Origin of the sequence: Pseudomonas sp. MOIL14HWK12:I1 (assembly GCF_000510705.1) — a bacterium.
Taxonomy (GTDB): Bacteria; Pseudomonadota; Gammaproteobacteria; order Pseudomonadales; family Pseudomonadaceae; genus Chryseomonas; species Chryseomonas oryzihabitans.
This window is the reverse complement of record NZ_KI783307.1, coordinates 150,083-171,051: the sequence shown is the minus strand read 5'-3', so window position 1 is coordinate 171,051 and position 20,969 is coordinate 150,083. Positions and strand designations below refer to the sequence as shown.

Here is a 20,969-nt window from a genome sequence, read left to right as displayed (position 1 = left end):
CCTACGGAGTCACCGGTCACTGTAGGAGCGGTCGCTACGGCGTACCGGCATGGCCGCGATCATCACAACGCCAAACTCGATAGCGGACCACCGTAGGCTCGTTGGTTACCCCGCCAAATACCGCCCGATCAGCGTCACGCCCGACACCAGCACCAACCAGGTCACCAGGCGGGTGAAGCGTTCGCGTGACAGGCGGCGTTGCAGGTGGCGGCCGATCCAGCCGCCGAGCAGCATGGCGGGCAGCAGGCAGACTGCCAGGAGCAGCAGGCTGCCATCGCTGTAGGCGCCGGCGATCAGCAGCAGGACGATGCGGATGGAGGCGCTGCAGCCGATGAGAAAACTCTGGGTGCCGCGGATGGCGTTCTTGTCTTCCAGGCGGCCGTTGAGATAGAGCGCATAGAGGAAGCCGCCACTGCCGAACAGGGCGCCGCACAGGCCCCCTACCCCACCCGCCGGGATCGACCAGGCCGGCGCCAATTGGCGAAAGCCCTTGGGACTGAGCAGGCTGTAGGTGGAATAGGCCACCACGAAGAGCCCCAGCCAGAGCATCAGCAACCGGGCATCGGTGCGCATCAGCAAGTAGGTGCCCAGGGCCGCGCCCAGTAGCAGCATGGGCAGCAGGCGCCTGAGTTCACGTCCGGCGATGGCGCGGCGATCCGGCAGCCAATTGTGGAAGGAGGCGAGGAAATCCAGCATCACCAGCAGGGGCACGATGCGTGACAGCGGCATCCAGCTGGTGAGCAAGGGACCGGCGATCAGGGCGCTGCCGAAGCCGGCGACGCCAAAGATCAGATAGGCCAGGACCACGATGGCTTCGATGAAAAGCCAGTCCAGCGGGCTGAAGGCGGGAACGAGGGCAAAGAGAGAGTCGAGCATGGGGGCGCATCCTGCGAGAAGAGTTCGCATTCTGCGCCCCGCGTGCAACCTCTGAAAACCGCCAGCCGCCCCCGTTCACGGGGACCGGCGGTCCAGAGCGGCTCAGGGAATCAGGCGCTGGGCCCGCAGCCGGGTGAAGAGGTCGAGAAAGCTCGCCCGGGTGTCGCGATAGCCGAAGAAGCCCAGGTCGCGGCTCTTGGTCATGTCGTTGAGGCACTCGATCTCGCGGCCCAGGTCGGCGTCGCTGTGCCACCAGGAGGCCAGCTTGTCGACGTCGGCTTCCACCAGGTCGTGCTTCTCGGCGAGCTTGCGCCACTGCGCCGGGGCCACGTCCTTCATCCGCGCTTCCAGCGGCATGGGCTGCTCGGGATAGGGCGCCGGCTCCAGGTCGAAGAAGGCGGCGATCTCGCCCCACAGCCAGCGCCAGCGGAAGACGTCGCCGTTGACCGTGTTGAACGCCTGGTTGCGCGCGGCCGGCGCCAGGGCGGCCCATTCCAGTTGCTCGGCGAGCAGGCCGGCGTCGGTGACGTCGGTGATGCCATCCCACTGGGTACGGGAACCGGGGAAGACGAAGGGCTGGCCGGTGGCCTTGCACAGGGAGGCGTAGACCGCCAGGGTCAGGCCCATGTTCATGGCGTTGGTACCCTTGGCCTGGCCGATCATACTGTGGGAGCGGTGCACGCTCCAGCCGAAGCCATGCCGCTCGGCGGCAGCGAAGAGGATGTCTTCCAGGGTGTAGTAGAAGTTGGCGCCGGCCTGGCGCGGCTCGCTTTCGCGGAAGGGCGTCTCGGCCTTGCCGCTGCCGTATTCCTCGAAGGAACCCAGGTAGTGCTTGGTGCCGGTCACCAGTGCCAGGTGCTCGAGCGGTGCACCGTCCAGAGCCTGGCAGAGGTTGTCCATCATGGCGCCATTGGCCTCGACGTTTTCCTTCTCGGTGGCGCGACGGGTCCAGGTGCAGAAGAACACATGGCTGATCGGCAGACCGGCCAGCGCCTGGCGGGTGGACTCGGCGTCGAGCAGGTCGGCGGCGACCGGGATGACGCCTTCCTGCGCCACCGGCTTGCGCGCCAGACCGTAGACGGTCCAGCCCGAGGCGACCAGGGTGTTGGCCAGGTTGTAGCCGGAAATGCCGGTCACGCCGACGATGAGAGCGGTGCCCTTGCGCATGAAACCTCCAGATAGGGATGGGAGACGGCCTGCAGTGGACGCAGGCGCTGTAGATAAGGGAGTGCCTTGTCTCAGGGTTGATTCCAGCCTATTGGAGAATTAACGGCGTATCCTGGGTATAAATTCCTTTTTAATCGGAATCAGATTCCGCAATCGGGAGCCTGCCTTGTATTCCTCCGAACGCCTCAAGGGCCTCGACGTCTTCGTCACCGTGGCCGATCTCGGCAGCTTCACCGCGGCAGGCGAGCGCCTCAATCTCACCGGTTCGGCCGTCGGCAAGAGCGTGGCCCGGCTGGAAAGCCGGCTGGGCGTGCGGCTGTTCCAGCGCACCACCCGCCGGCTGAGCCTGACCGAAGCCGGCACCCGCTTCTATCGCACCTGCACCGGGGTGCTGGCCGAGCTGGAACAGGCCGAAGTGGGCCTGGCTGCCCAGGACGGCGAGCCCCACGGTCGGGTACGCATCGACCTGCCCGCCTCCTATGGCCGGCTGCATGTGCTGCCGCTGATCCTGGAGCTGCTGCACCGCTATCCGCTGTTGCAACCGGACCTGTCGCTGTCGGATCGCTTCGTCGATCCGGTCCACGAGGGCATCGACATCCTGGTGCGCATCGGCGGCTCCGACGCCTGGCCGGCCAGCCTGGGGCATCGCTTCCTCGGCACCCAGCGCCAGGTCTTTTGCGCCGCCCCGGCCTATCTCGCCCAGCATGGCCGCCCCCGGACCCCGGCCGAGCTGGTCGATCACCAGTGCATCGGCTTTCGCCAGGCCGATGGCCTGATCAGCCCCTGGCAGCTGCGCGGCGAACAGCCGGGCGACAGCGAACGCTGGATCTTCCAGCCGCGCCTGGTGGTGGGTGATGGCGAAGGCGAGGTGCTGGCCGCCCTGGCCGGGCATGGCATCGCCCAGTTGCCGACCTGGCTGATCGCCACGCACCTGGCCAGCGGTGCCCTGGTGGACGTGCTGCCCGAGCACGGCGTCGAGGGCTCGCCGATCAACCTGGTGTGGCCGCGCAGTCGCGAGAGTCTGCCGCGGGTCCGGCTGCTGCTGGAGCACCTGGCCAGTCGCCTGCTGCCCACGGTGGCGCCGAAGCTTTCGCGCTAGCCACGACCGCTCGACCAGTGGCCCCGACTGCCGCGCCACGGACGGGAACATCCGCTCAGGCCCCCCGGTCGTAAACCCTCGTACACCCGCTCGCCCCTGAGTTCCATCGATGGGCGGCATGACGATTATCGAGACGATCGATTGGTGCCGTCGGCTCTGGCTCAGCAGGATCGACGGTTTGTCACCGGGCCAGGCCAACCTGGCCGCCCTGCTCCACCACTCAGTTCCACCACCTAGATGAGGTATCTCATGAGCCAAGCCCAAGGCTACGCTGCCCAGTCCGCCGACCAGCCCCTGGCGCCCTTCTCCTTCGAGCGGCGCGAACCCGGCGCCCACGACGTGCAGATCGACATCCTCTTCTGCGGCGTCTGCCATTCCGACCTGCACACTGCCCGCAACGAGTGGAACAACACCCTGTACCCGTCCGTGCCCGGTCACGAGATCGTCGGCAAGGTGACCGCGGTCGGTGCCCACGTGAAGAACTTCAAGGTCGGCGACACCGTCGGCGTCGGCTGCATGGTCGACAGCTGCCAGCACTGCGCCCCCTGTGACGCCGGTGAAGAGTCCTACTGCGAGAACGGCTTCACCGGCACCTACAACGGCAACCTCTACGGTGGCAGCGAGAACACCCAGGGCGGCTACTCCGACCACATCGTGGTCAACGAGAAGTTCGTGCTCAAGGTGAGCCACACCGAGAACCTGGCCGCCGTGGCGCCGCTGCTGTGCGCCGGCATCACCACCTACTCGCCGCTGGCCCACTGGAAGGTCGGCCCGGGCAAGAAGGTCGGCATCGTCGGCCTGGGTGGCCTCGGCCACATGGGCGTCAAGATCGCCCATGCCATGGGTGCCCACGTGGTGCTCTTCACCACCAGCGCAGGCAAGAAGGACGATGCCCTGCGCCTGGGCGCCGACGAGGTGGTGGTGTCGAAGAACGAAGACGAGATGGCCGCGCACGCGAACAGCTTCGACTTCATCCTCAACACCGTGGCCGCGCCGCACAACCTGGACGCCTTCCTCACCCTGCTGAAGTGGGACGGCACCATGACCCTGGTCGGCGTACCCGCCGAGCCGCACCCGGCGCCCAGCGTGTTCAACCTGGTGATGAAGCGCCGCCAGCTGGCCGGTTCGCTCATCGGTGGCATCCGCGAGACGCAGGAGATGCTGGACTTCTGCGCCAAGCACAACATCGTCTCGGACATCGAGCAGATCGCCATCCAGGACATCAACGACGCCTATGAGCGCATGCTCAAGAGCGATGTGAAGTACCGCTTCGTGATCGACATGCAGAGCCTCAAGCAGGGCCAGACCGCGGCCTGATCCCGCGCTCCGCTCCGCCAACAACGCCCGCGCCCGTCGCGGGCGTTGTCATTTCCGGTAACGCATTTTTGGCGCGCCCCGCGGTCCTAGCGATGACGACAATGACGAGGCGGCCGCCATGCAGTGGGACAAGGGACAACGTAGCGACAACGTGCAACAGGCCAGCGGTGGACGCGGCATGAAGATCGGCGGCGGCCTCGGCCTGGGTGGCGTGGCCCTGGTGGTGGTGTTCGGCCTGCTCAGCGGCCAGAGTCCGACGCAGATCCTCGGCAACCTGATCAGCCTCAGCGGCCAGAGCGCGCCGAGCCAGCAGGAGACCACCGCCCCGGCCGACAATCGCCAGGTGGACTTCGTCCGCGTGGTGCTGGGCGAGACCGAAAACACCTGGACGCGCATCTTCCAGGCCCATGGCGAGCAGTATCAGCCGCCCAAGCTGGTGCTGTTCAACGGCCAGGTGCAATCCGGTTGCGGCGGCGCCACCGCGGCCAGCGGTCCCTTCTATTGCCCGGTGGACAGCAAGGTCTACCTGGACCTGACCTTCTTCCAGGAACTGCAGCAGCGTTTCGGCGCCGACGGCGACTTCGCCCGTGCCTATGTGATCGCCCACGAGGTCGGCCACCATGTGCAGAACCTCAGCGGCACCACCAGCAAGATGGAAGCGGCGCGCCGCCGTGGCATTCCCACCGAGGGTGCCACCGGGTTGTCGGTACGCCTGGAACTGCAGGCCGACTGCTATGCCGGGGTCTGGGCCAACGACGCCCAGAAGCGGCTGAACTGGCTGGAGCCGGGGGACCTGGAGAAGGCGCTGAACGCCGCCAACGCCATTGGCGATGATCGCCTGCAACGCCAGTCCCAGGGCCGCGTGGTACCGGATTCCTTTACCCACGGCAGCTCCGCGCAGCGGGTCAAGTGGTTCCGCACCGGCTTCGACAGTGGCAAGGTGGAGAGCTGCGACACCTTTGCCGCTAAGGCGCTTTGACCTCTAGCGGGAGATCCCCGATGCGTCGCCTGCTTGTGCTGTGCCTGGCCCTGGCCTGGGGCTCCGCCCTGGCGGCGCCCCATGAGGGGGTCGCCCGTATCGTCAGCGACCGCATGCCAATCGGCCAGGCGCAGGCCGCGCTGCAGCTGTCCACCGACTGGGACCGGCCCCATCCGGAGATCCGCCGCGCCCTGGTCATCGTGCATGGCCGCCTGCGCAATGCCGCGACCTATTTTCGCTCCGGCCAGACGGCCACGGCAGCGGCCGGCGCCACGGCGGACACCCTGGTGATCGCCCCGCAATTCCTCAATGAAACGGACATCCAGCGTCATCGGCTGCCGGACACCCTGCTGCGCTGGCAGGGCAATGCCTGGATGGGCGGCGAGCCCGCCCTGGGTCCGCAGCCGCTGAGCAGCTTCGCGGTGTTCGATGCCCTGCTCGCCCGCCTGGCGGAGCGTCGGCTGCTGCCCAATCTGCAGGAGGTGGTGATCGCCGGACATTCCGGCGGTGGCCAGGTGGTGCAGCGCTACGCCGTGCTCGGCCAGGGCGAGCAGGCCCTCGCCGCCCAGGGCATTCGCCTGAGATACGTGGTGGCCAATCCCTCGTCCTACGCCTATTTCGATGCCCGTCGACCGGATGCCCAGGGCCAGCCCGTGCCCTTCGCCGCGGCGCCCAGCTGCCCGGACTTCGATACCTGGAAATACGGCATGCAGGGCCTGCCGGCCTATGCCGCGGGTCGCACGGCCGCCAGCCTGGAGCAGCACTATGCGGGACTCGACCTGACCTATCTGCTGGGCGCCGAGGACACCAATCCCAACCATCCGGCGCTGGACAAGGGCTGCGCCGCCGAGGCCCAGGGCCCCTATCGCCTGGCCCGCGGGCTGAATTACTACCGCTATCTCCAGGGCCGCCATCCGGGGCTGCGCCAGGCGCTGGTCGAGGTGCCCGGCGTGGGCCACAACGGCGACGCCATCTTTACCTCGCCTGCAGGCTGCCAGGCACTGTTCGGCGCCGGCGACCAGGCTTCAGCGCGCCAGGGCGGCGGGCGCGTCCAGTAGCTCCTGCACCCGGGCGACGAAGGCTTCCAAGGTGAACGGCTTGCCCAGCACCGCCATGCGCTCTCCTACCAGCGGGACGGGCGGCTCGTTGCCCGCCGCATAACCGGTGATGAAGAGGATCGGCAGGTGCGGCCTGAGGGTACGGGCCGCGCCGGCCAGCAAGCGGCCGTTCAGCCCCGGCAGGCCGACATCGGTGATCAGCAGGTCGAAGCCCTCGCCTTCGCGCAGGGCCGCCAGCGCCGACTCGGCATCCGCGGCGTCGCGATACTCCCAGCCCAGGTCGACGAACACCTGCACTAGCAATTCGCGGATGACCGCATCGTCTTCCACCAGCAGCACCCGGACGCCGGGCAGGACGCGAGCGGTCGGGGCACTGGCGACCGGCTGGGGTGCCTGGGCGGCCAGGGCCGGATGACGCGGCAGCAGCAGACTCACCCGACAGCCCTGCCCCGGCGCGCTGGTCACGCTCACCTGGCCGCGCGACTGGCGGATGAAGCCATAGATCATGGACAGTCCCAACCCCGAGCCCTGGCCCACCGGCTTGGTGGTGAAGAAGGGTTCGAAGACCCGCTCCAGCACCTCCGGCGCCATGCCCACGCCATCGTCGCCGACCTCGATCAAGAGGTAGTCGCCCGCCGGCAGCCCCGGATCGGCGTCGGACTGCACCCAGTTGCGCGCGCGGATGGTCAGGGTGCCACCCGCCGGCATGGCATCGCGGCTGTTGATGGCCAGATTCAGCAGGGCATTTTCCAGCTGGTGCGGATCGACGTCGACCGGCCAGAGTCCGGCCTCCAGTTCGAGCTGGCAGCGGATCTGCGGTCCCAGGCTGTGCAGCAGCAATTCCTGGAAGTCGCCGATCAGCCGGGCGACGTCGACCGCCTGGGGATTGAGCGTCTGGCGGCGGGAAAAGGCCAGCAGTCGATGGGTGAGACTGGCGCCCCGTCCGACCGACTGGGTGGCGGTGTCGAGCAGACTGCCGACCCCGGCCAGGACCTCCGGCGCCAGGCGGCGGCGCAGGAGATCCAGGCTGGCCTGGATACCGGCCAGCAGGTTGTTGAAATCGTGGGCGATGCCGCCGGTGAGCTGGCCCACGGCTTCCATCTTCTGCGCCTGGCGCAGCAGCTCCTCGGCCTGGGCGCGACTGTGCATCTCCTCGCGCAGCTGGCGATTGCTCTCCTCCAGTTCGGCGGTCCGCGCCTGCACCTGGATCTCCAGGGTGGCGCGCTCGCGGCGCAGGGCTTCTTCGGCCTCGCGGCGGTCATCGATGTCTTCGCTGGTGCCGTACCAGCGGATCACGGCGCCCGCTTCATCGCGCCGCGGATAGGCGCGGGTGCGCAGCCAGCAGTGGCTGCCATCCGCCACCCGTACCCGGTGCTCCTGGTCGTAGGCCCGACCGGCGCGGCGCGCCGCGTCCCAGGCCTGCCGGGTCGCCTGGCGGTCGTCCGGATGCAGCAGCGTCCAGAAGGTATCGGCGTGCAGCGCCGGCTGGCCGGTCAGTTGCTGCCAGCGCGGCGAAAAGACCATCCGCCCGCCGTCGGGATCGCAGGTCCAGGTGTACTGGGGATTGAGCTCCACCAGATGCCGATAGTGGTCTTCGCTTTCGCGCAGCTGCAGATCCGCCTGGTGGCGCTCGATGGCCAGGGCGGCGGTCTCGGTGACCAGACGGAAGGCGTCGCGCTCGGCGGCCAGGGGGCGCCGTGGCTCCAGATAGTAATTGGCGAAGGTGCCCAGCAGCCGGCCATCCAGGGCCAGCAGCGGCATCGACCAGCAGGCCCGCAGGCCGTAGCGCAGCGCCAGGTCACGGGCGCCCGCCCACAGCGGATCGCAGGCGATGTCCTCGACATAGACGGCTTCGCGCCGGTAGGCGGCGGTGCCACAGGAGCCCGCCAGCGGGCCGATCTCCAGCCGACCGAGATCGCGGCTGTAGGCTTCCGGCAGACTGGGCGCGATGCCGTCCTGCAGATAGCGGCCATCCTCGCTGAGCAACAGGATGCAGGCATGCAGGCGAACCTGGGCCAGGGCCTCCACCCGCTGCAGCAGCGCATGCAGCACGCTGGTCAGAGGCAGCCCGGTGGCAAGGCTTTCCAGCGTCTGACGCTCGTACTGACGCAGATCGCTGGAGGACGGCTGGTCGCTGGAAGGGGCGTGGAGGCTCATAGGGCTGGCCTGAAATGGATCCGAAGCCGGCATCTTAGCCAGTGGCCCGGCAAACAACAGACTATTTGCGCCTGACGGGCAATTTCCTGGCGTCAGAGCGCCGCCAGGATCTCGGTGCAGGTCTCGAAGCGCTGGTCCCGCGCCGCCGGCCAGGGATCGCCCGGCTGATTGACCTGCAGCGTCCGGCAGCCCACGGCCCGCCCGCACTCCAGGTCGTAGCGGTGATCGCCGATCATCACCAGGCTGTCAGGCGCCACCTGCCAGAGTTCGGCCAGCCGCAGCAGGCCACCCGGGTCGGGCTTGGGCGGCGCCTCGTCGCGCCCCAGCACCGCGGCGGGCGCGAAGCAGTCTTCCAAGCCGATGGCCGCCAGGGTCAGCAGCGCCAGGTCGCGGGCATTGCGGGTGAGGATGCCCAGCTGGCGACCGTCCTCGTGCAGGCGCCGGATGAGGGCGACCGCGCCCGGTGCGGGGCGGGCAGCGACGGCCAGTTCGCGCTCGTGCTCGAACAGCCAGGCGTGCTTGGCCTCGCGCTCGGTGGCCGGCAGCTCGGCCAGGTGATGGAGGATGTCGGCCTGTTCGGGGATGCCCAGATGCCGGCGAATGGCGGCGAAGTCGTGTACCGCCAGGGTCAGGGTACCGTCCAGGTCGAACACCCAGTGGCTGAGGTGACGCAGTGTCATGCAGGGATCCTTTGGCGAGAGGTGACCTTCGGGCACTCCGGGGGAACCCCCGTCACCCGTGCTCCGTCTGGTGGAGACAACCTTCTGCAGGAGTCTACCCATGACGACGACCGTCCGGGCGCTACTTTTCGATGTCTTCGGCACCGTGGTGGACTGGCGTGGCAGCCTGGTCGAGGGCTTGCAGGGGCTGTCGGCCAAGCATGGCGTCCAGGGTGACTGGGAGCGGCTGGCCGATGCCTGGCGCGCCGAAGCCTACGAGGCCATCCTGCCGCAGATCGAGGCCCGCACCCTGCCCTGGCTGCCCCTCGACGAGGTGCATCGGCTGGCGCTGGACGAATTGCTGCCCCGTTACGGCCTGGTCGGCCTGACCACCGCCGAGGTGGCCTGGATCAATAGACTCTGGCATCAGCTGACGCCCTGGCCCGACGCCGTGCCGGGTCTCACGCGGCTGCGCCAGGGCTATCCGGTCTGTGCCCTGTCCAATGGCAACGTCAGTCTGCTGCTGGACATGGCCCGCCATGCCGGGCTGCCCTGGGACATGCTCTTTGGCGCCGATCTCTTCCAGCGCTACAAGCCGGCCGCGGAGGTCTACCTGGGTGCCTGCACCCTGCTCGACCTGGAACCGGAACAGGTGATGCTCTGCGCCGCCCACAATGGCGACCTGCAGGCGGCCAAGGAGTTGGGCCTGGCCACCGCCTTCATCCAGCGCCCACGGGAAAAGGGCCCGGCCGGTGGCGAAGTCTCCGCAGGCGGCTGGGATCTGGAAGCGAGCGACCTGCAAGATCTTGCCGACCAGCTCGGCCTGCCAGCGATGGAGGGCGAGCGGGCCGAGCCCGGCGATTGAGCGCGGCCCGGGCGCTTCTGTATCCTGCCGGATACTTTTCGCCAGGGCACCGCCATGGGTTTTCTCGACAAGCTGCGCAAGAAACGTGAACGCCAGGCCCTGGCCGCCCTGCCCCGCCTGCACCAGCGCACGGCGCGCCTGCGCCGCGAACTGCCCGACTACGAGATCGGCGCCGGCACCTATGGCGCGCCCAGGGTGTTCGATCTCAAGGAAGGCGCCACCCTGCGCCTGGGGCGCTACACCTCCATCGCCGAAGGGGTGCGCATTCTGCTTGGCGGCCTGCACCGGCTGGACTGGGTGACCACCTATCCCTTTCCCGCCTTCGTCGACGACCTGGCCCACATCAAGGACTACGGCGGCACCCGTGGCGACGTGGTGATCGGCAGCGACTGCTGGATCTGCACCGATGCGCTGATCCTCTCCGGCGTCACCATCGGCCATGGCGCCGTGGTGGCCGCCGGCGCCGTGGTTACCCGCGACGTGCCGCCCTATGCGGTGGTGGGCGGCAATCCGGCACGCTTCATCAAGTGGCGGTTTCCCGAAGCCACCTGCCAGGCGCTGCTCGACATCGCCTGGTGGGACTGGCCCGAGGCGGAGATCCTCGCCGCCGGCGAATACCTGTGCAGCGCCGATATCGACGGCTTCATCGCCTACGCCCGGGCGCGCCATCCGGCGTCCTGAATCAAGCGTCTGGAACTCGAGGCGCCTCCCAAGGCTCACCTTCATTAGTCAATCTTTTGAAGGTTTTCCATGGAAGCGCTCGATCTGCTGCAATGGCCGGCCATGGCCATCACCCTGCTCGCCGCCTGGCTGGTGGCCTCCCAGCGCCAGGGCCGGCGCAGCCTGGGTTTCTGGGTGTTCCTGCTCAGCAATGCCCTGTGGATCGCCTGGGGCCTGCAGGCCGAAGCCTATGCCCTGATCGTACTGCAGCTGGGCCTGGCGGCGATGAATCTGCGCGGCGTGCGCCGCAACGCCGACGAGGCGCCCGCCGCCGCCGAGGTCTCGGGCAGGGCATAATGACCAGCCCTGCGTCAGACGGCCCCGCCCATGCAGCACAGCGTCACCCCCATCGGCCACGTCCGCTCCTGCTTCAAGGAGAAATTCGCCATTCCCCGGCAGCCCGCCCTGGCGCCGGCCGCCCGTGGCGTGCTGGAACTGTTGCCGCCCTTCGACCGTCCCGAGGCGGTCGAAGGGCTGGAAGGCGTCAGCCATGTCTGGCTGCTGTTTCTCTTCCACCAGGCGCTGGAGAGCCAGCCGCGCCTGCGGGTACGGCCGCCGCGCCTGGGCGGCAATCGCTATCTGGGGGTGTTCGCCACCCGCGCCACCCACAGACCCAACGGCATCGGCCAGTCGGTGGTGCGGCTGGACGGCCTCGAACCGGGACGGCTGCTGCTCTCGGGCATCGACCTGCTCGACGGCACCCCGGTGCTGGACATCAAGCCCTATGTGCCTTACGCCGACAGCCCGCCGGGCGCCCACAACGCCATCGCCGAGGCGCCGCCGCCGGCCCTGGCGGTAGGCTGGGCGGACGCAGCGCGCGTCCAGGCCGAGGCCCATGGCCAGCGCCTGGGTGAGCCCCTGGCCGAGCTGATCGAGCAGTGCCTGGCCCAGGATCCGCGTCCGGCCTACCAGGCGCCCACGCCCGAGCGCCGCTATGGCGTGCGCCTCTGGGACGTCGAGGTGCACTGGCACTATCCGACCGCGGAACAGATCCGGGTACTGGACGTGACCGCGGCGTCCTGACGCCGCCCGGTTTGCATTCCGGCGGCCAAGGCCCCAACAATGACATTGCCGGATCGCATGAGGCGGTCCGCACCCGGCTACGGCCGCCGTTCGGCCGTATCACCGATAGGGAAGCATCTATGGCTCCAAGCAGACAGGTCATCAACGCTCAGGTCAGCCCCAAGGGCAGCCTGGAGACCCTTTCCCAGCGCGAGGTCCAGCAGCTCAGCGCGGCCGGCTCGGGCAACCTCTACCAGCTCTTTCGCCAGTGCGCCCTGGCCATCCTCAACACGGGCGCCCACAGCGACAACGCCAAGACCATCCTCGAGGCCTACCAGGACTTCGAGATACTCATCCACCAGCAGGACCGCGGCGTGCGCCTGGAACTGATCAATGCCCCGGCCGACGCCTTCGTCGACGGCGAGATGATCGCCAGCACCCGCGAGATGCTGTTCAGCGCCCTGCGCGACATCGTCTACACCGAGAGCGAACAGAGCAGCCTGCGCATCGATCTGGACAGCTCCGAGGGCATCACCGACTACGTCTTCCACCTGCTGCGCAACGCCCGCACCCTGCGCGCCGGCATGGAGCCGAAGATGGTGGTCTGCTGGGGCGGTCACTCCATCAGCACCGAGGAATACAAGTACACCAAGAAGGTCGGTCACGAACTCGGCCTGCGCAGCCTGGACATCTGCACCGGCTGCGGCCCGGGCGTGATGAAGGGCCCGATGAAGGGCGCCACCATCGCCCACGCCAAGCAGCGCATTCAGGGCGGCCGCTACCTGGGCCTCACCGAGCCGGGCATCATCGCCGCCGAGGCGCCCAATCCCATCGTCAACGAACTGGTGATCCTGCCCGATATCGAGAAGCGCCTGGAGGCCTTCGTCCGCGTTGGCCACGGCATCATCATCTTCCCGGGCGGCGCCGGCACGGCGGAGGAATTCCTCTATCTGCTGGGCATCCTCATGCACCCGGACAACCGGGACATCCCCTTCCCGGTGGTGCTCACCGGGCCGCAGAGCGCCGCGCCCTACCTCGAGCAGCTGCATGCCTTCATCGGCGCCACCCTGGGCGAAGCCGCCCAGCGCCACTACCAGATCGTGGTCAACGATCCGGTCGAGGTGGCCCGGCAGATGGCCCAGGGCCTCAAGGCGGTCAAGCAGTTCCGCCGCGAGCGCCACGACGCCTTCCACTTCAACTGGCTGCTGCGCATCGAGGAAGGCTTCCAGCGACCCTTCGATCCCACCCACGAGAACATGGCCGCCCTGCAGCTGACCCATGCCGTACCGCCGCACGAGCTGGCCGCCAACCTGCGCCGCGCCTTTTCCGGCATCGTCGCCGGCAACGTCAAGGCCAAGGGCATCCAGCTGATCGAGGAACGGGGGCCCTACGAGATCCATGGCGATCCCGACATCATGCGGCCGCTGGATCGGCTGCTGCAGGCCTTCGTCGAACAGCACCGGATGAAGCTGCCCGGCGGCGCGGCCTACGAGCCCTGCTATCGCGTGGTCAGCTGAATCCTTTCACGTTGGCCTTTTTGGCCGATTTCCTCCCGTCATGACCGTTCGTCCACATCCTGTTCGACGAACGGTCATGATGCTAGCCAGGTGACATCACAAAGTCGCTAGCCAGCTATCCAGAGCGCTTCGCTGACCGGCGCTCGCCGGGTGGCGAAGTCACTTTGCCGCTACAGAAAAAACCTTGCGCGCTAACTGCATGGCTCCGCGTTAAAGCCCCTCTTCACCACGCCGATAGGGCAAGGCAAGCTAATCTCAGAGCGCAGGTTGCCGTAGTGAAATCTACCCGGGCGGAGATCCCGCCGGGCCGTCTTCCTCCAGCCGCGCCAGACTTCCTGCCGAGGCCACGGAATGAACAACTGGCTGGGACTCGACTTCCTCGTCGCCCCTCTCGCCCAAGAGCAGGTGCACCTGCACGGCCAGCATGATGGCTGGCTGGTCGCCCTTGCCTATCTGGTGGCGGTCAGCGCCTGCTATGTCACCCTGGTGTTCGCCGAGCGCATCGGCCAGACCCGCACCCTGGCCCGGCGGCGCGCCTGGAGCCTGATGGGCGCCCTGAGCTTCGGCTTCGGCGTCTGGGGCATGCACTTCATCGCCATGCTGGCCTTTACCGTGCCCACCCGGGTGCACTACGACCTCTTCATCACCCTGGCCTCGCTGCTGATCGTGGTGCTGGCCGGACTCATGGCCATGCCCGCCCTCAGCCAGCCCGACCTCACCCTGGGCCAGCGGCTCAAGGCCGGCACGGTGCTGAGCGTGGGCATCGTGCTCATGCACTACACCGGCATGGCCGCGGTGCACACCGAGGCCATGGTGCTCTATCGCCCGCTGCCCTTCCTGCTGTCGATCGGCATCGCCGTGGGGGCGAGCTTCGCCGCCCTGCAGCTGATCCAGATCTTCCGTCGCCACTACACCGGCATCTATCGCTGGCTGCGCATCGCCACCGCCCTGGTGATGGGCCTGGCGATCGCCGCCATGCACTTCACCGGCATGTGGTCCATGGTGCTGGTCGCCCCGGCCGAGACCGCAGACGCCCTGCAGGGCGCCAGCAATTCCTGGCAGCTGGGGGTGGGCATCGCCATCATCGCCCTGCTGCTGGTGGTAGGTGGCCTGGGCGCGGCCTGGGCCGATCGCCAGCTGCAGCGCAAGGAAAACGACCTGGAGCGGGTCAATTCCCTGGTCGGCCAGCTCGACGAGGCGCGCGCTTCGCTGCAACAGGCCGCGCACTACGATCCCCTCACCGACCTGCACAATCGCCGCGCCTTCAACCAGGCCTTCGCCGAGATCCTCGAGCGCCATGCACAGCAGGGGCGCAGCCTGGGGGTGATGTTTCTCGACATCGATCACTTCAAGCGCATCAACGACAGCCTCGGCCACGACGCCGGCGACCAGTTGCTGGTGGCCATGGCCAAGATCATTCGCGAGGCGGTGCGTGACGGCGACCTGGTGGCTCGCTTCGGTGGCGACGAATTCTGCATTCTGGCCAGCCTCGCCGGACCCGACGAGGCCCGGCACCTGGCCCAGCGCATCCTGGAGCGCCTGCGCAATCCGGTCACCATCGGCAACCGCACCCTGGTGATGACCACCAGCATCGGCATCAGCCTCTATCCCCGCGACGGCGGCTGCTGCGAGGAGCTGCTCAAGAGCGCGGATCTCGCGCTCTACCTGTCCAAGGGCAATGGCCGCAACACCTTCAGCTTCTTCGACGAGACCCTGCGCGAGAAGATCTCGCTGCAACTGGAGCTGGAGGCCGAACTACGCGAAGCCCTGGTCGAGGAGCGCGGCCTGCAGCTCTACTACCAGCCGATCCTCGACGTCGCCAGCGGTCAGCTGGACAAGGCCGAGGCCCTGATCCGCTGGGACCATCCCCGCCTCGGCATGCTGGCGCCCAACCACTTTCTCGGCGTGGCCGAGGCCAACGGCTTCGTCGAAGAACTGGACGCCTGGGTGCTCCGGCGGGCCTGCAAGGACCTGGCCGAGCTGACCGCCGCTGGCCTCACGGAGCTGCGCATCGCGGTCAACTGCTCGGCGCTGAGCCTGAGCAACGACGCCCTCCCCGGGCAGATCGCCTGGCGGCTGGACGACCACCAACTGTCGCCGCGGCGCCTGGAACTGGAGGTGACCGAAAATGCCCTGGTCAAGAACGTGCAGCCCACCGCCGAGCTGTTGCAGCGCATTCGCGACCTGGGCGTGACGGTGTCCATCGACGACTTCGGCACCGGTTACTCCTCGCTCGCCTATCTCAAGCGCCTGCCGATCGACACCGTGAAGATCGACCGCTCCTTCGTCACCGGGCTGGCCGAGGGCAATGCCGATCACCAGATCGTCCAGGCTATCATCGGCATGGCCCGGCCGCTCAAGCTCAAGGTCACCGCCGAGGGCGTCGAGCATCTGGAGCAGCTGCGGCTGCTGTGCGCCCTGGGCTGCGACTTCATCCAGGGCTATCACATCAGCCGACCGGTCCCCCTGGCCCAGGTGCCCGAGGTGATCGCCCGCTATGCCAGCGGGGTCTGCCCACTGCAGGCCCAGGCGGAGGTGGATGCCGACGCCCTGGCGCTGGCCAGGGCGCTCGGCTAGCCGCGCCGATAGCGCAGCCAGACGCTGCCGTCGTCCTGGGCTTCGGCCGTATCCAGCTTGAGGTACAGCGGCTGCTGCCAGGCCTGCTCGGCAATCTCGAAGGAGGCCGGATGGGCGCCGCGGCCGTCCACCAGCGGGATGATCAGCACGCTGATCTCGTCCACCAGGCCGGCGGCGACAAAGGAGCCGCTGACATGGGGACCACCCTCCACCACCAGCCGCTCGATGCCCAGTTCTGCGTTGAGCAATTCCAGCACCGCTGCCAGATCCAGTTCGTCCTTGCCACCGAAGACGTAGGAGGCACCGATGTTCTGCAGGTGCGTCAGGTAGTCGTCGCTGACGCCTTCGGTCAGCACCGCCACCACGTGGGAATCCAGGGCCTCGTTCTTTTTCCAGGCCACCTTGCCCTGGGGATCGATGGCGATGGCGTACTTGGCGGCATCGCGCTTGGCGAAATGGTGAGTGCGCGGGATGGGCGCCTGGGCGACGCCGGTGGGATAGCCCTCGCCGTGGGCGATCTCTTCCATGGTCACCCGGCCACAGGCCCAGGCATCGAAGGCGAAGCGCTCGGCCAGGCGCTCGTAGGTGGTATCGGCCTGTTTCTTGACGGCGCGATCCCAGCCATCGGTGAGGGCGTGACCGTCGACCGACGACATCATATGGCAGATCACATAGGGCTTCATGGGGGCTCCCGGCAATGGCGTGTCGCCATGACACGCCCTGCAGCAACCGACCGGTCCGCCGCCGGGGGAGTTCAGCCCGCCGGGCCGCGGAAACGAAAAACCCGCCGGAGGGCGGGTTTTCGGGGAGCCGGGTCGCGTTACTTCTCGACGAAGGCGCGCTCGATCAGGTAGTCGCCCGGATCGCCCATGCGCGGCGAGATGGTCAGGCCGAATTCGTTCAGCACGGCACTGGTCTCGTCCAGCATGCTCGGGCTGCCGCAGATCATGGCGCGGTCGTCCTGCGGATTGATCGGCGGCAGGCCGATGTCCGCGAACAGCTTGCCGCTGCGCATCAGGTCGGTCTGACGCCCCTGGTTGCGGAATTCCTCACGGGTGACCAGGGGGTAGTAGATGAGCTTCTCACGCACCAGGTCGCCGATGAACTCGTGCTCCGGCAGGGTCTTGGTGATGAAGTCGGCGTAGGCTAGTTCGTTTACGTAGCGCACGCCGTGGACCAGGATCACCTTCTCGAAGCGCTCGTAGGTTTCCGGATCCTGGATGGTGCTCAGGAAGGGCGCCATGCCGGTGCCGGTGCTCAGCAGATAGAGGTGCTTGGCGGGCTTGAGATCGCTGAGGATCAGGGTGCCGGTGGGCTTGCGGCTGACCATCAGGTTGTCGCCTTCCTTGAGGTGCTGCAGGCGCGAGGTCAGGGGGCCGTCCGGCACCTTGATGCTGAAGAACTCCAGGTGCTCTTCGTAGTTGGGGCTGGCGATGCTGTAGGCGCGCATCAGCGGACGACCGCCTTCGGTTTCCAGGCCGATCATCACGAACTGACCGTTCTCGAACCGCAGGCCCGCGTTGCGGGTGGTCTTGAAGCTGAACAGGGTGTCGTTCCAGTGATGAACGCTCAGGACGCGCTCGGTGTACAGGTTGCTCATCGATGACTCCAGGAAAAATCGGTACAGCCCGGGGCTGGATAGAAATTGCGCGACAGTTTATAGAGGGGGAAAATATCCGTGAAATGAATAATTCGAATATAGGTTATCCAAAAGGCAGATATGAGATTCACGTTGCGTCAACTCGAGGTCTTCGTCGCCGTGGCGCGCCAGGAAAGCGTTTCCCGGGCGGCCGAGGCGCTCAGTCTGTCGCAGTCGGCCACCAGCACCGCCCTGGGCGAACTGGAGCGGCAATTCGACTGCCGGGTATTCGACCGCGCGGGCAAGCGTTTGACGCTCAACGCCCTGGGCCGGCAGTTGCTGCCCAAGGCGGTGGCCCTGCTCGACCGCAGCGCCGAGGTGGAAAATCTGCTGCGCGGCAAGACCGGCTTCGGCTCCCTGGAGGTCGGCGCCACCCTCACCATCGGCAACTACCTGGCCACCCTGCTGCTGGGCGACTTCATGCAGCGCCATCCCGACTGCCGGGTGCGACTGCACGTGCACAACACCGCCAGCGTGGTGCAACGCATCGCCAACCATGACATCGACCTCGGTCTGATCGAAGGCGACTGCCAGCATCCGGATCTGGAGGTGCAGCCCTGGATCGAGGACGAACTGGTGGTGTTCTGCGCGCCCGGACACGTCCTGGCAGGCAGGGAGGCCACCCAGGCCGAACTGGAAGCCCAGGCCTGGATTCTGCGCGAACAGGGTTCCGGCACCCGCCTGACCTTCGACCAGGCCATGCGCCATCACGCCCAGCCGCTGGACGTGCGGCTGGAGCTGGAACACACCGAGGCCATCCTGCGCGCGGTGGAATCGGGACTGGGCATCGGCTGCCTGTCGCGGCTGGCGCTGAGAGACGCCTTCGCCCGCGGCACCCTGGTGCCCATCGCGACCCCGACCCTGGATCTGCGCCGCCAGTTCTGCTTCATCTGGCACAAGCAGAAGTACCAGACCGGGGCCATGGTCGAATTTCTCGACCTCTGTCGCCAGCTGACCCTGGGCCTCGCCCGCAGCGATCAGATCGACACCGCGCGGCCCCGGCCAGGGCGCTAGTCATTGGCCCTGGTAGATCCGGCGATTCTCCAGCTCCCGCTGCTCGTGGCGGCGGTGGGCGCGCAACGCCAGCAGCGCCAGGACGCCGATCACCAGGCGATAACCCTGGGAATAGAGATCCAGCTCGGCGGTGGCCGATTCGCCCAGTACGCCGCTGATCAGGCGCACCACGAACAGCGTCAGCTGCACGAAGGCCACCAGCAGCAGGCCGGCCGACAGCCATTCCGCCCGCCGGAAGGCCAGCACGGCAAACAGCGCCAGGGCGAATTGCATGCCGCCGTACCAGACCCGCGCCTCGGCCACCGAGGCCGAATCCATCAGCACCATGCCGCGGGCATTGGCCATCTCATAGGGATAGAACCAATGCGCCAGGGCGAGTCCAAACCAGACCAGGGCCTGCAGACCCAACACCAGACGTGCGAAGCGAAGCTCGGACATTCCCCGTTTCTCCTTGGGGCCAGAGGTGAATGACAGCCGCTCCAGTGTAGCCAGCGCCGGGAGCGATCTGCACTGCCGATGCAGACCGCCACAGGCGGGTTAGGGTTCGCCGGAAGCGCTGGGGTAAGCTGCAGGCCTCCACCCTTCCGGCTCCTGACCCGGAGCCCGCCGCCCGAGAGATCGCCATGCCCGCCGCCCTGCCCGCCCAGCCGCCGCTGGTGCTGTCCATCCAGTCCCATGTCGCCTACGGCCACGTCGGCAACGCTGCCGCTACCCTGCCGCTGCAACTGCTCGGCCTGCAGCCGGTGGTGGTCAACACGGTGCAATTCTCCAATCACACCGGCTACGGCGAATTCAAGGGCCAGGTCTTTCCGCCCGAACACATCCACGACGTGCTCGACGGCCTGCGCGCCCGCGGGGTGCTGGAGCGCTGCGTGGCGGTGCTCTCCGGCTACCTGGGCGACGCCGCCATCGGCGAGGTGATCCTCGGCGTGGTGCAGGAGATCCGTCGTCAGCGCGGTGACCTGCAGTATCTCTGCGATCCGGTGATGGGCGACGTCGGCCGCGGCATCTTCGTGCGCCCCGGCATTCCCGACTTCCTGCGCCGCCGCGCCATCGAGCAGGCCAGCCTGATCACCCCCAATCAGTACGAATTCGAGTTGCTGCACGGCCAGCCACTGGCCGACACCGCCGACGCCGTGGCCGCTGCCCGCTTGCTGCTCGGCCGCCCCGGTCAACCGGGGCCCAAGACCATCGTCATCACCAGCCTGCGCACCCCGGATCTGCCGACCGACGTCCTCAGCACGCTGGTGGTGGAGGCCGCGGACGCCTGGCTGGTACAGACGCCCTACCTGGATCTGCAGCCGCTGCCCAACGGCATGGGCGATGTCTTCTCCGCGGTGCTGCTGGGCCAGTTGCTCAACGGCCAGTCCACGCCCGCCGCCGCGTCCCATGCGGTCAGCGCCCTCTACGCCCTGGTCGCCCGCACCGCCCCCGGCAGCCGCGACCTGCCGCTGATCGCCGCCCGCGAGCAGATCGTGCGACCGGGCGAGTTGTTCGAGGCGCAGCGGCTGCCGTAGGTGGGGTTGAGCGTAGCGAAGCCCATGGGTGCCGGGCGCTGTTGGGCTTCGACGGTGCAGCCGTCACAACCCAACCTACCAATCCGCTTTGCCCCCTCTCCCCCGGGAGAGGGTTGGGGTGAGGGCAACCCTTCACGCCTGAGCCTTTGAACGCGCGGAAAACGCTGCGCGGTTTTCCACCCTACCCCCCATGCAGGGTCCGCCGCCGCTCCATACCGCCCCCTCTCCCCCGGGAGAGGGTTGGGGTGAGGGCAACGCTTCACGCCTGAGCCCTTGAACGCGTGGAAAACGCTGCGCGGTTTTCCACCCTACGCCCCTTGCGGGATCCTCCGCCGCTCCATACCGCCCCCTCTCCCCCAGGGAGAGGGTTGGGGTGAGGGAAGCCCAACCGCGAATCCCTCACGACGACTGCAGATGCCGCTCCCGCTGTTCCTGGCGCTCCTTGGCTTCCACGCTGAGGGTCGCGGTGGGTCTCAGCAGCAGCCGCGCGAGGCCGATGGGCTCGCCGGTCTCCTGGCACCAGCCGTAGTCGTCGCGGACCAGGCGCTCCAGGGCAGCGTCGATCTTGTCCAACAGCTTCTTTTCCCGTTCCAGCTGGCGCAGTTGCCACTGGCGTTCCTGCTCGGCATTGCCGACGTCGGCTGGATCGCCATGGGTGTCGAGGCCGCGCAGGTCTTCCACCTGCTCGTCGATCAGGCGCTGCAGATCGCCACGCTGGGTCAGCAGCAACTGGCGAAAGAATGCGCGCTGGACCTCGTTCATGTAGTCCGCGGCAGGTAGCGCCAGCAGTTCTTCAGCGGTCATCG

The 20,969-nt window shown here is 67.6% G+C and carries 20 protein-coding genes; 12 read left to right on the top strand and 8 right to left on the bottom strand.

What is annotated here, in order from left to right; all coding sequences use genetic code 11:
- Positions 1-105: 105 nt before the first annotated feature.
- Positions 106-876, bottom strand: a complete 771-nt coding sequence (locus PSEK12I1_RS0110750) for a sulfite exporter TauE/SafE family protein (RefSeq protein WP_027601513.1) — start codon at positions 874-876, stop codon at positions 106-108.
- Between the two features lie 102 nt (positions 877-978).
- Positions 979-2,043: an SDR family oxidoreductase gene (locus PSEK12I1_RS0110745; RefSeq protein WP_027601512.1), complete on the bottom strand. Its 1,065-nt coding sequence runs from the start codon at positions 2,041-2,043 to the stop codon at positions 979-981.
- 166 nt (positions 2,044-2,209) lie between these two features.
- Here PSEK12I1_RS0110745 and PSEK12I1_RS0110740 point away from each other — a divergent pair, with 166 nt between their 5' ends.
- From PSEK12I1_RS0110740 to PSEK12I1_RS0110725, 4 genes are all read left to right on the top strand, one after another.
- Complete coding sequence (locus tag PSEK12I1_RS0110740) at positions 2,210-3,142, top strand: LysR family transcriptional regulator (RefSeq protein WP_027598304.1); 933 nt, start codon at positions 2,210-2,212, stop codon at positions 3,140-3,142.
- A 249-nt stretch (positions 3,143-3,391) separates the two neighbouring features.
- On the top strand, positions 3,392-4,459 hold the full coding sequence (locus tag PSEK12I1_RS0110735; RefSeq protein ID WP_027601511.1) for an NAD(P)-dependent alcohol dehydrogenase: 1,068 nt from the start codon (positions 3,392-3,394) through the stop codon (positions 4,457-4,459).
- A gap of 118 nt (positions 4,460-4,577) precedes the next feature.
- The gene (locus PSEK12I1_RS0110730; protein WP_027601510.1) at positions 4,578-5,438 is read left to right on the top strand and encodes a neutral zinc metallopeptidase; all 861 of its coding nucleotides are present in this window, start codon (positions 4,578-4,580) and stop codon (positions 5,436-5,438) included.
- Positions 5,439-5,458: 20 nt separating this feature from the next.
- A complete protein-coding gene (locus tag PSEK12I1_RS0110725; RefSeq protein WP_027601509.1) occupies positions 5,459-6,496 on the top strand; it encodes a hypothetical protein in 1,038 nt (345 codons plus the stop codon).
- On the opposite strand, the gene PSEK12I1_RS0110720 is transcribed toward PSEK12I1_RS0110725, so the two are convergent.
- Both PSEK12I1_RS0110720 and PSEK12I1_RS0110715 read right to left on the bottom strand, forming a co-directional pair.
- Positions 6,464-8,653: an ATP-binding protein gene (locus PSEK12I1_RS0110720; RefSeq protein ID WP_027601508.1), complete on the bottom strand. Its 2,190-nt coding sequence runs from the start codon at positions 8,651-8,653 to the stop codon at positions 6,464-6,466. The genes PSEK12I1_RS0110725 and PSEK12I1_RS0110720 overlap by 33 nt on opposite strands.
- A gap of 92 nt (positions 8,654-8,745) precedes the next feature.
- Positions 8,746-9,333 (bottom strand): HAD family hydrolase, encoded by a 588-nt coding sequence (locus PSEK12I1_RS0110715; protein ID WP_007160669.1) that lies wholly within the window; start codon positions 9,331-9,333, stop codon positions 8,746-8,748.
- 100 nt (positions 9,334-9,433) lie between these two features.
- Here PSEK12I1_RS0110715 and PSEK12I1_RS0110710 point away from each other — a divergent pair, with 100 nt between their 5' ends.
- From PSEK12I1_RS0110710 to PSEK12I1_RS0110685, 6 genes are all read left to right on the top strand, one after another.
- Complete coding sequence (locus tag PSEK12I1_RS0110710) at positions 9,434-10,177, top strand: haloacid dehalogenase type II (RefSeq protein ID WP_027598310.1); 744 nt, start codon at positions 9,434-9,436, stop codon at positions 10,175-10,177.
- Between the two features lie 54 nt (positions 10,178-10,231).
- Positions 10,232-10,858 (top strand): CatB-related O-acetyltransferase, encoded by a 627-nt coding sequence (locus PSEK12I1_RS0110705; RefSeq protein WP_027598311.1) that lies wholly within the window; start codon positions 10,232-10,234, stop codon positions 10,856-10,858.
- A gap of 69 nt (positions 10,859-10,927) precedes the next feature.
- Complete coding sequence (locus PSEK12I1_RS0110700) at positions 10,928-11,194, top strand: hypothetical protein (RefSeq protein ID WP_007160672.1); 267 nt, start codon at positions 10,928-10,930, stop codon at positions 11,192-11,194.
- A 30-nt stretch (positions 11,195-11,224) separates the two neighbouring features.
- Positions 11,225-11,920 (top strand): tRNA (N6-threonylcarbamoyladenosine(37)-N6)-methyltransferase TrmO, encoded by a 696-nt coding sequence (tsaA, locus tag PSEK12I1_RS0110695; RefSeq protein WP_027598312.1) that lies wholly within the window; start codon positions 11,225-11,227, stop codon positions 11,918-11,920.
- Between the two features lie 119 nt (positions 11,921-12,039).
- Positions 12,040-13,416, top strand: coding sequence for a nucleotide 5'-monophosphate nucleosidase PpnN (ppnN, locus tag PSEK12I1_RS0110690; RefSeq protein WP_027601507.1), 1,377 nt, complete (start codon positions 12,040-12,042; stop codon positions 13,414-13,416).
- A 351-nt stretch (positions 13,417-13,767) separates the two neighbouring features.
- On the top strand, positions 13,768-15,993 hold the full coding sequence (locus PSEK12I1_RS0110685; protein ID WP_027601506.1) for a bifunctional diguanylate cyclase/phosphodiesterase: 2,226 nt from the start codon (positions 13,768-13,770) through the stop codon (positions 15,991-15,993).
- On the opposite strand, the gene PSEK12I1_RS0110680 is transcribed toward PSEK12I1_RS0110685, so the two are convergent.
- Positions 15,990-16,676, bottom strand: coding sequence for a dihydrofolate reductase family protein (locus tag PSEK12I1_RS0110680; RefSeq protein WP_027601505.1), 687 nt, complete (start codon positions 16,674-16,676; stop codon positions 15,990-15,992). The genes PSEK12I1_RS0110685 and PSEK12I1_RS0110680 overlap by 4 nt on opposite strands.
- A 137-nt stretch (positions 16,677-16,813) precedes the next feature.
- A complete protein-coding gene (gene fpr, locus PSEK12I1_RS0110675; protein WP_007160677.1) occupies positions 16,814-17,593 on the bottom strand; it encodes a ferredoxin-NADP reductase in 780 nt (259 codons plus the stop codon).
- 120 nt (positions 17,594-17,713) lie between these two features.
- Here fpr and PSEK12I1_RS0110670 point away from each other — a divergent pair, with 120 nt between their 5' ends.
- On the top strand, positions 17,714-18,646 hold the full coding sequence (locus PSEK12I1_RS0110670) for a LysR family transcriptional regulator (protein WP_027601504.1): 933 nt from the start codon (positions 17,714-17,716) through the stop codon (positions 18,644-18,646).
- On the opposite strand, the gene PSEK12I1_RS0110665 is transcribed toward PSEK12I1_RS0110670, so the two are convergent.
- A complete protein-coding gene (locus PSEK12I1_RS0110665; protein WP_017638634.1) occupies positions 18,647-19,084 on the bottom strand; it encodes a DUF4345 family protein in 438 nt (145 codons plus the stop codon).
- Positions 19,085-19,269: 185 nt separating this feature from the next.
- On the opposite strand from PSEK12I1_RS0110665, the gene pdxY reads away from it, so the two are divergent.
- Entirely contained in the window at positions 19,270-20,163 is an 894-nt protein-coding gene (gene pdxY, locus PSEK12I1_RS0110660; protein WP_027601503.1) for a pyridoxal kinase PdxY, read from the top strand.
- Positions 20,164-20,562: 399 nt separating this feature from the next.
- Here the strand turns inward: pdxY and dksA are convergent, their stop codons facing one another.
- On the bottom strand, positions 20,563-20,967 hold the full coding sequence (dksA, locus tag PSEK12I1_RS0110655; RefSeq protein ID WP_027601502.1) for an RNA polymerase-binding protein DksA: 405 nt from the start codon (positions 20,965-20,967) through the stop codon (positions 20,563-20,565).
- Positions 20,968-20,969 lie beyond the last annotated feature (2 nt).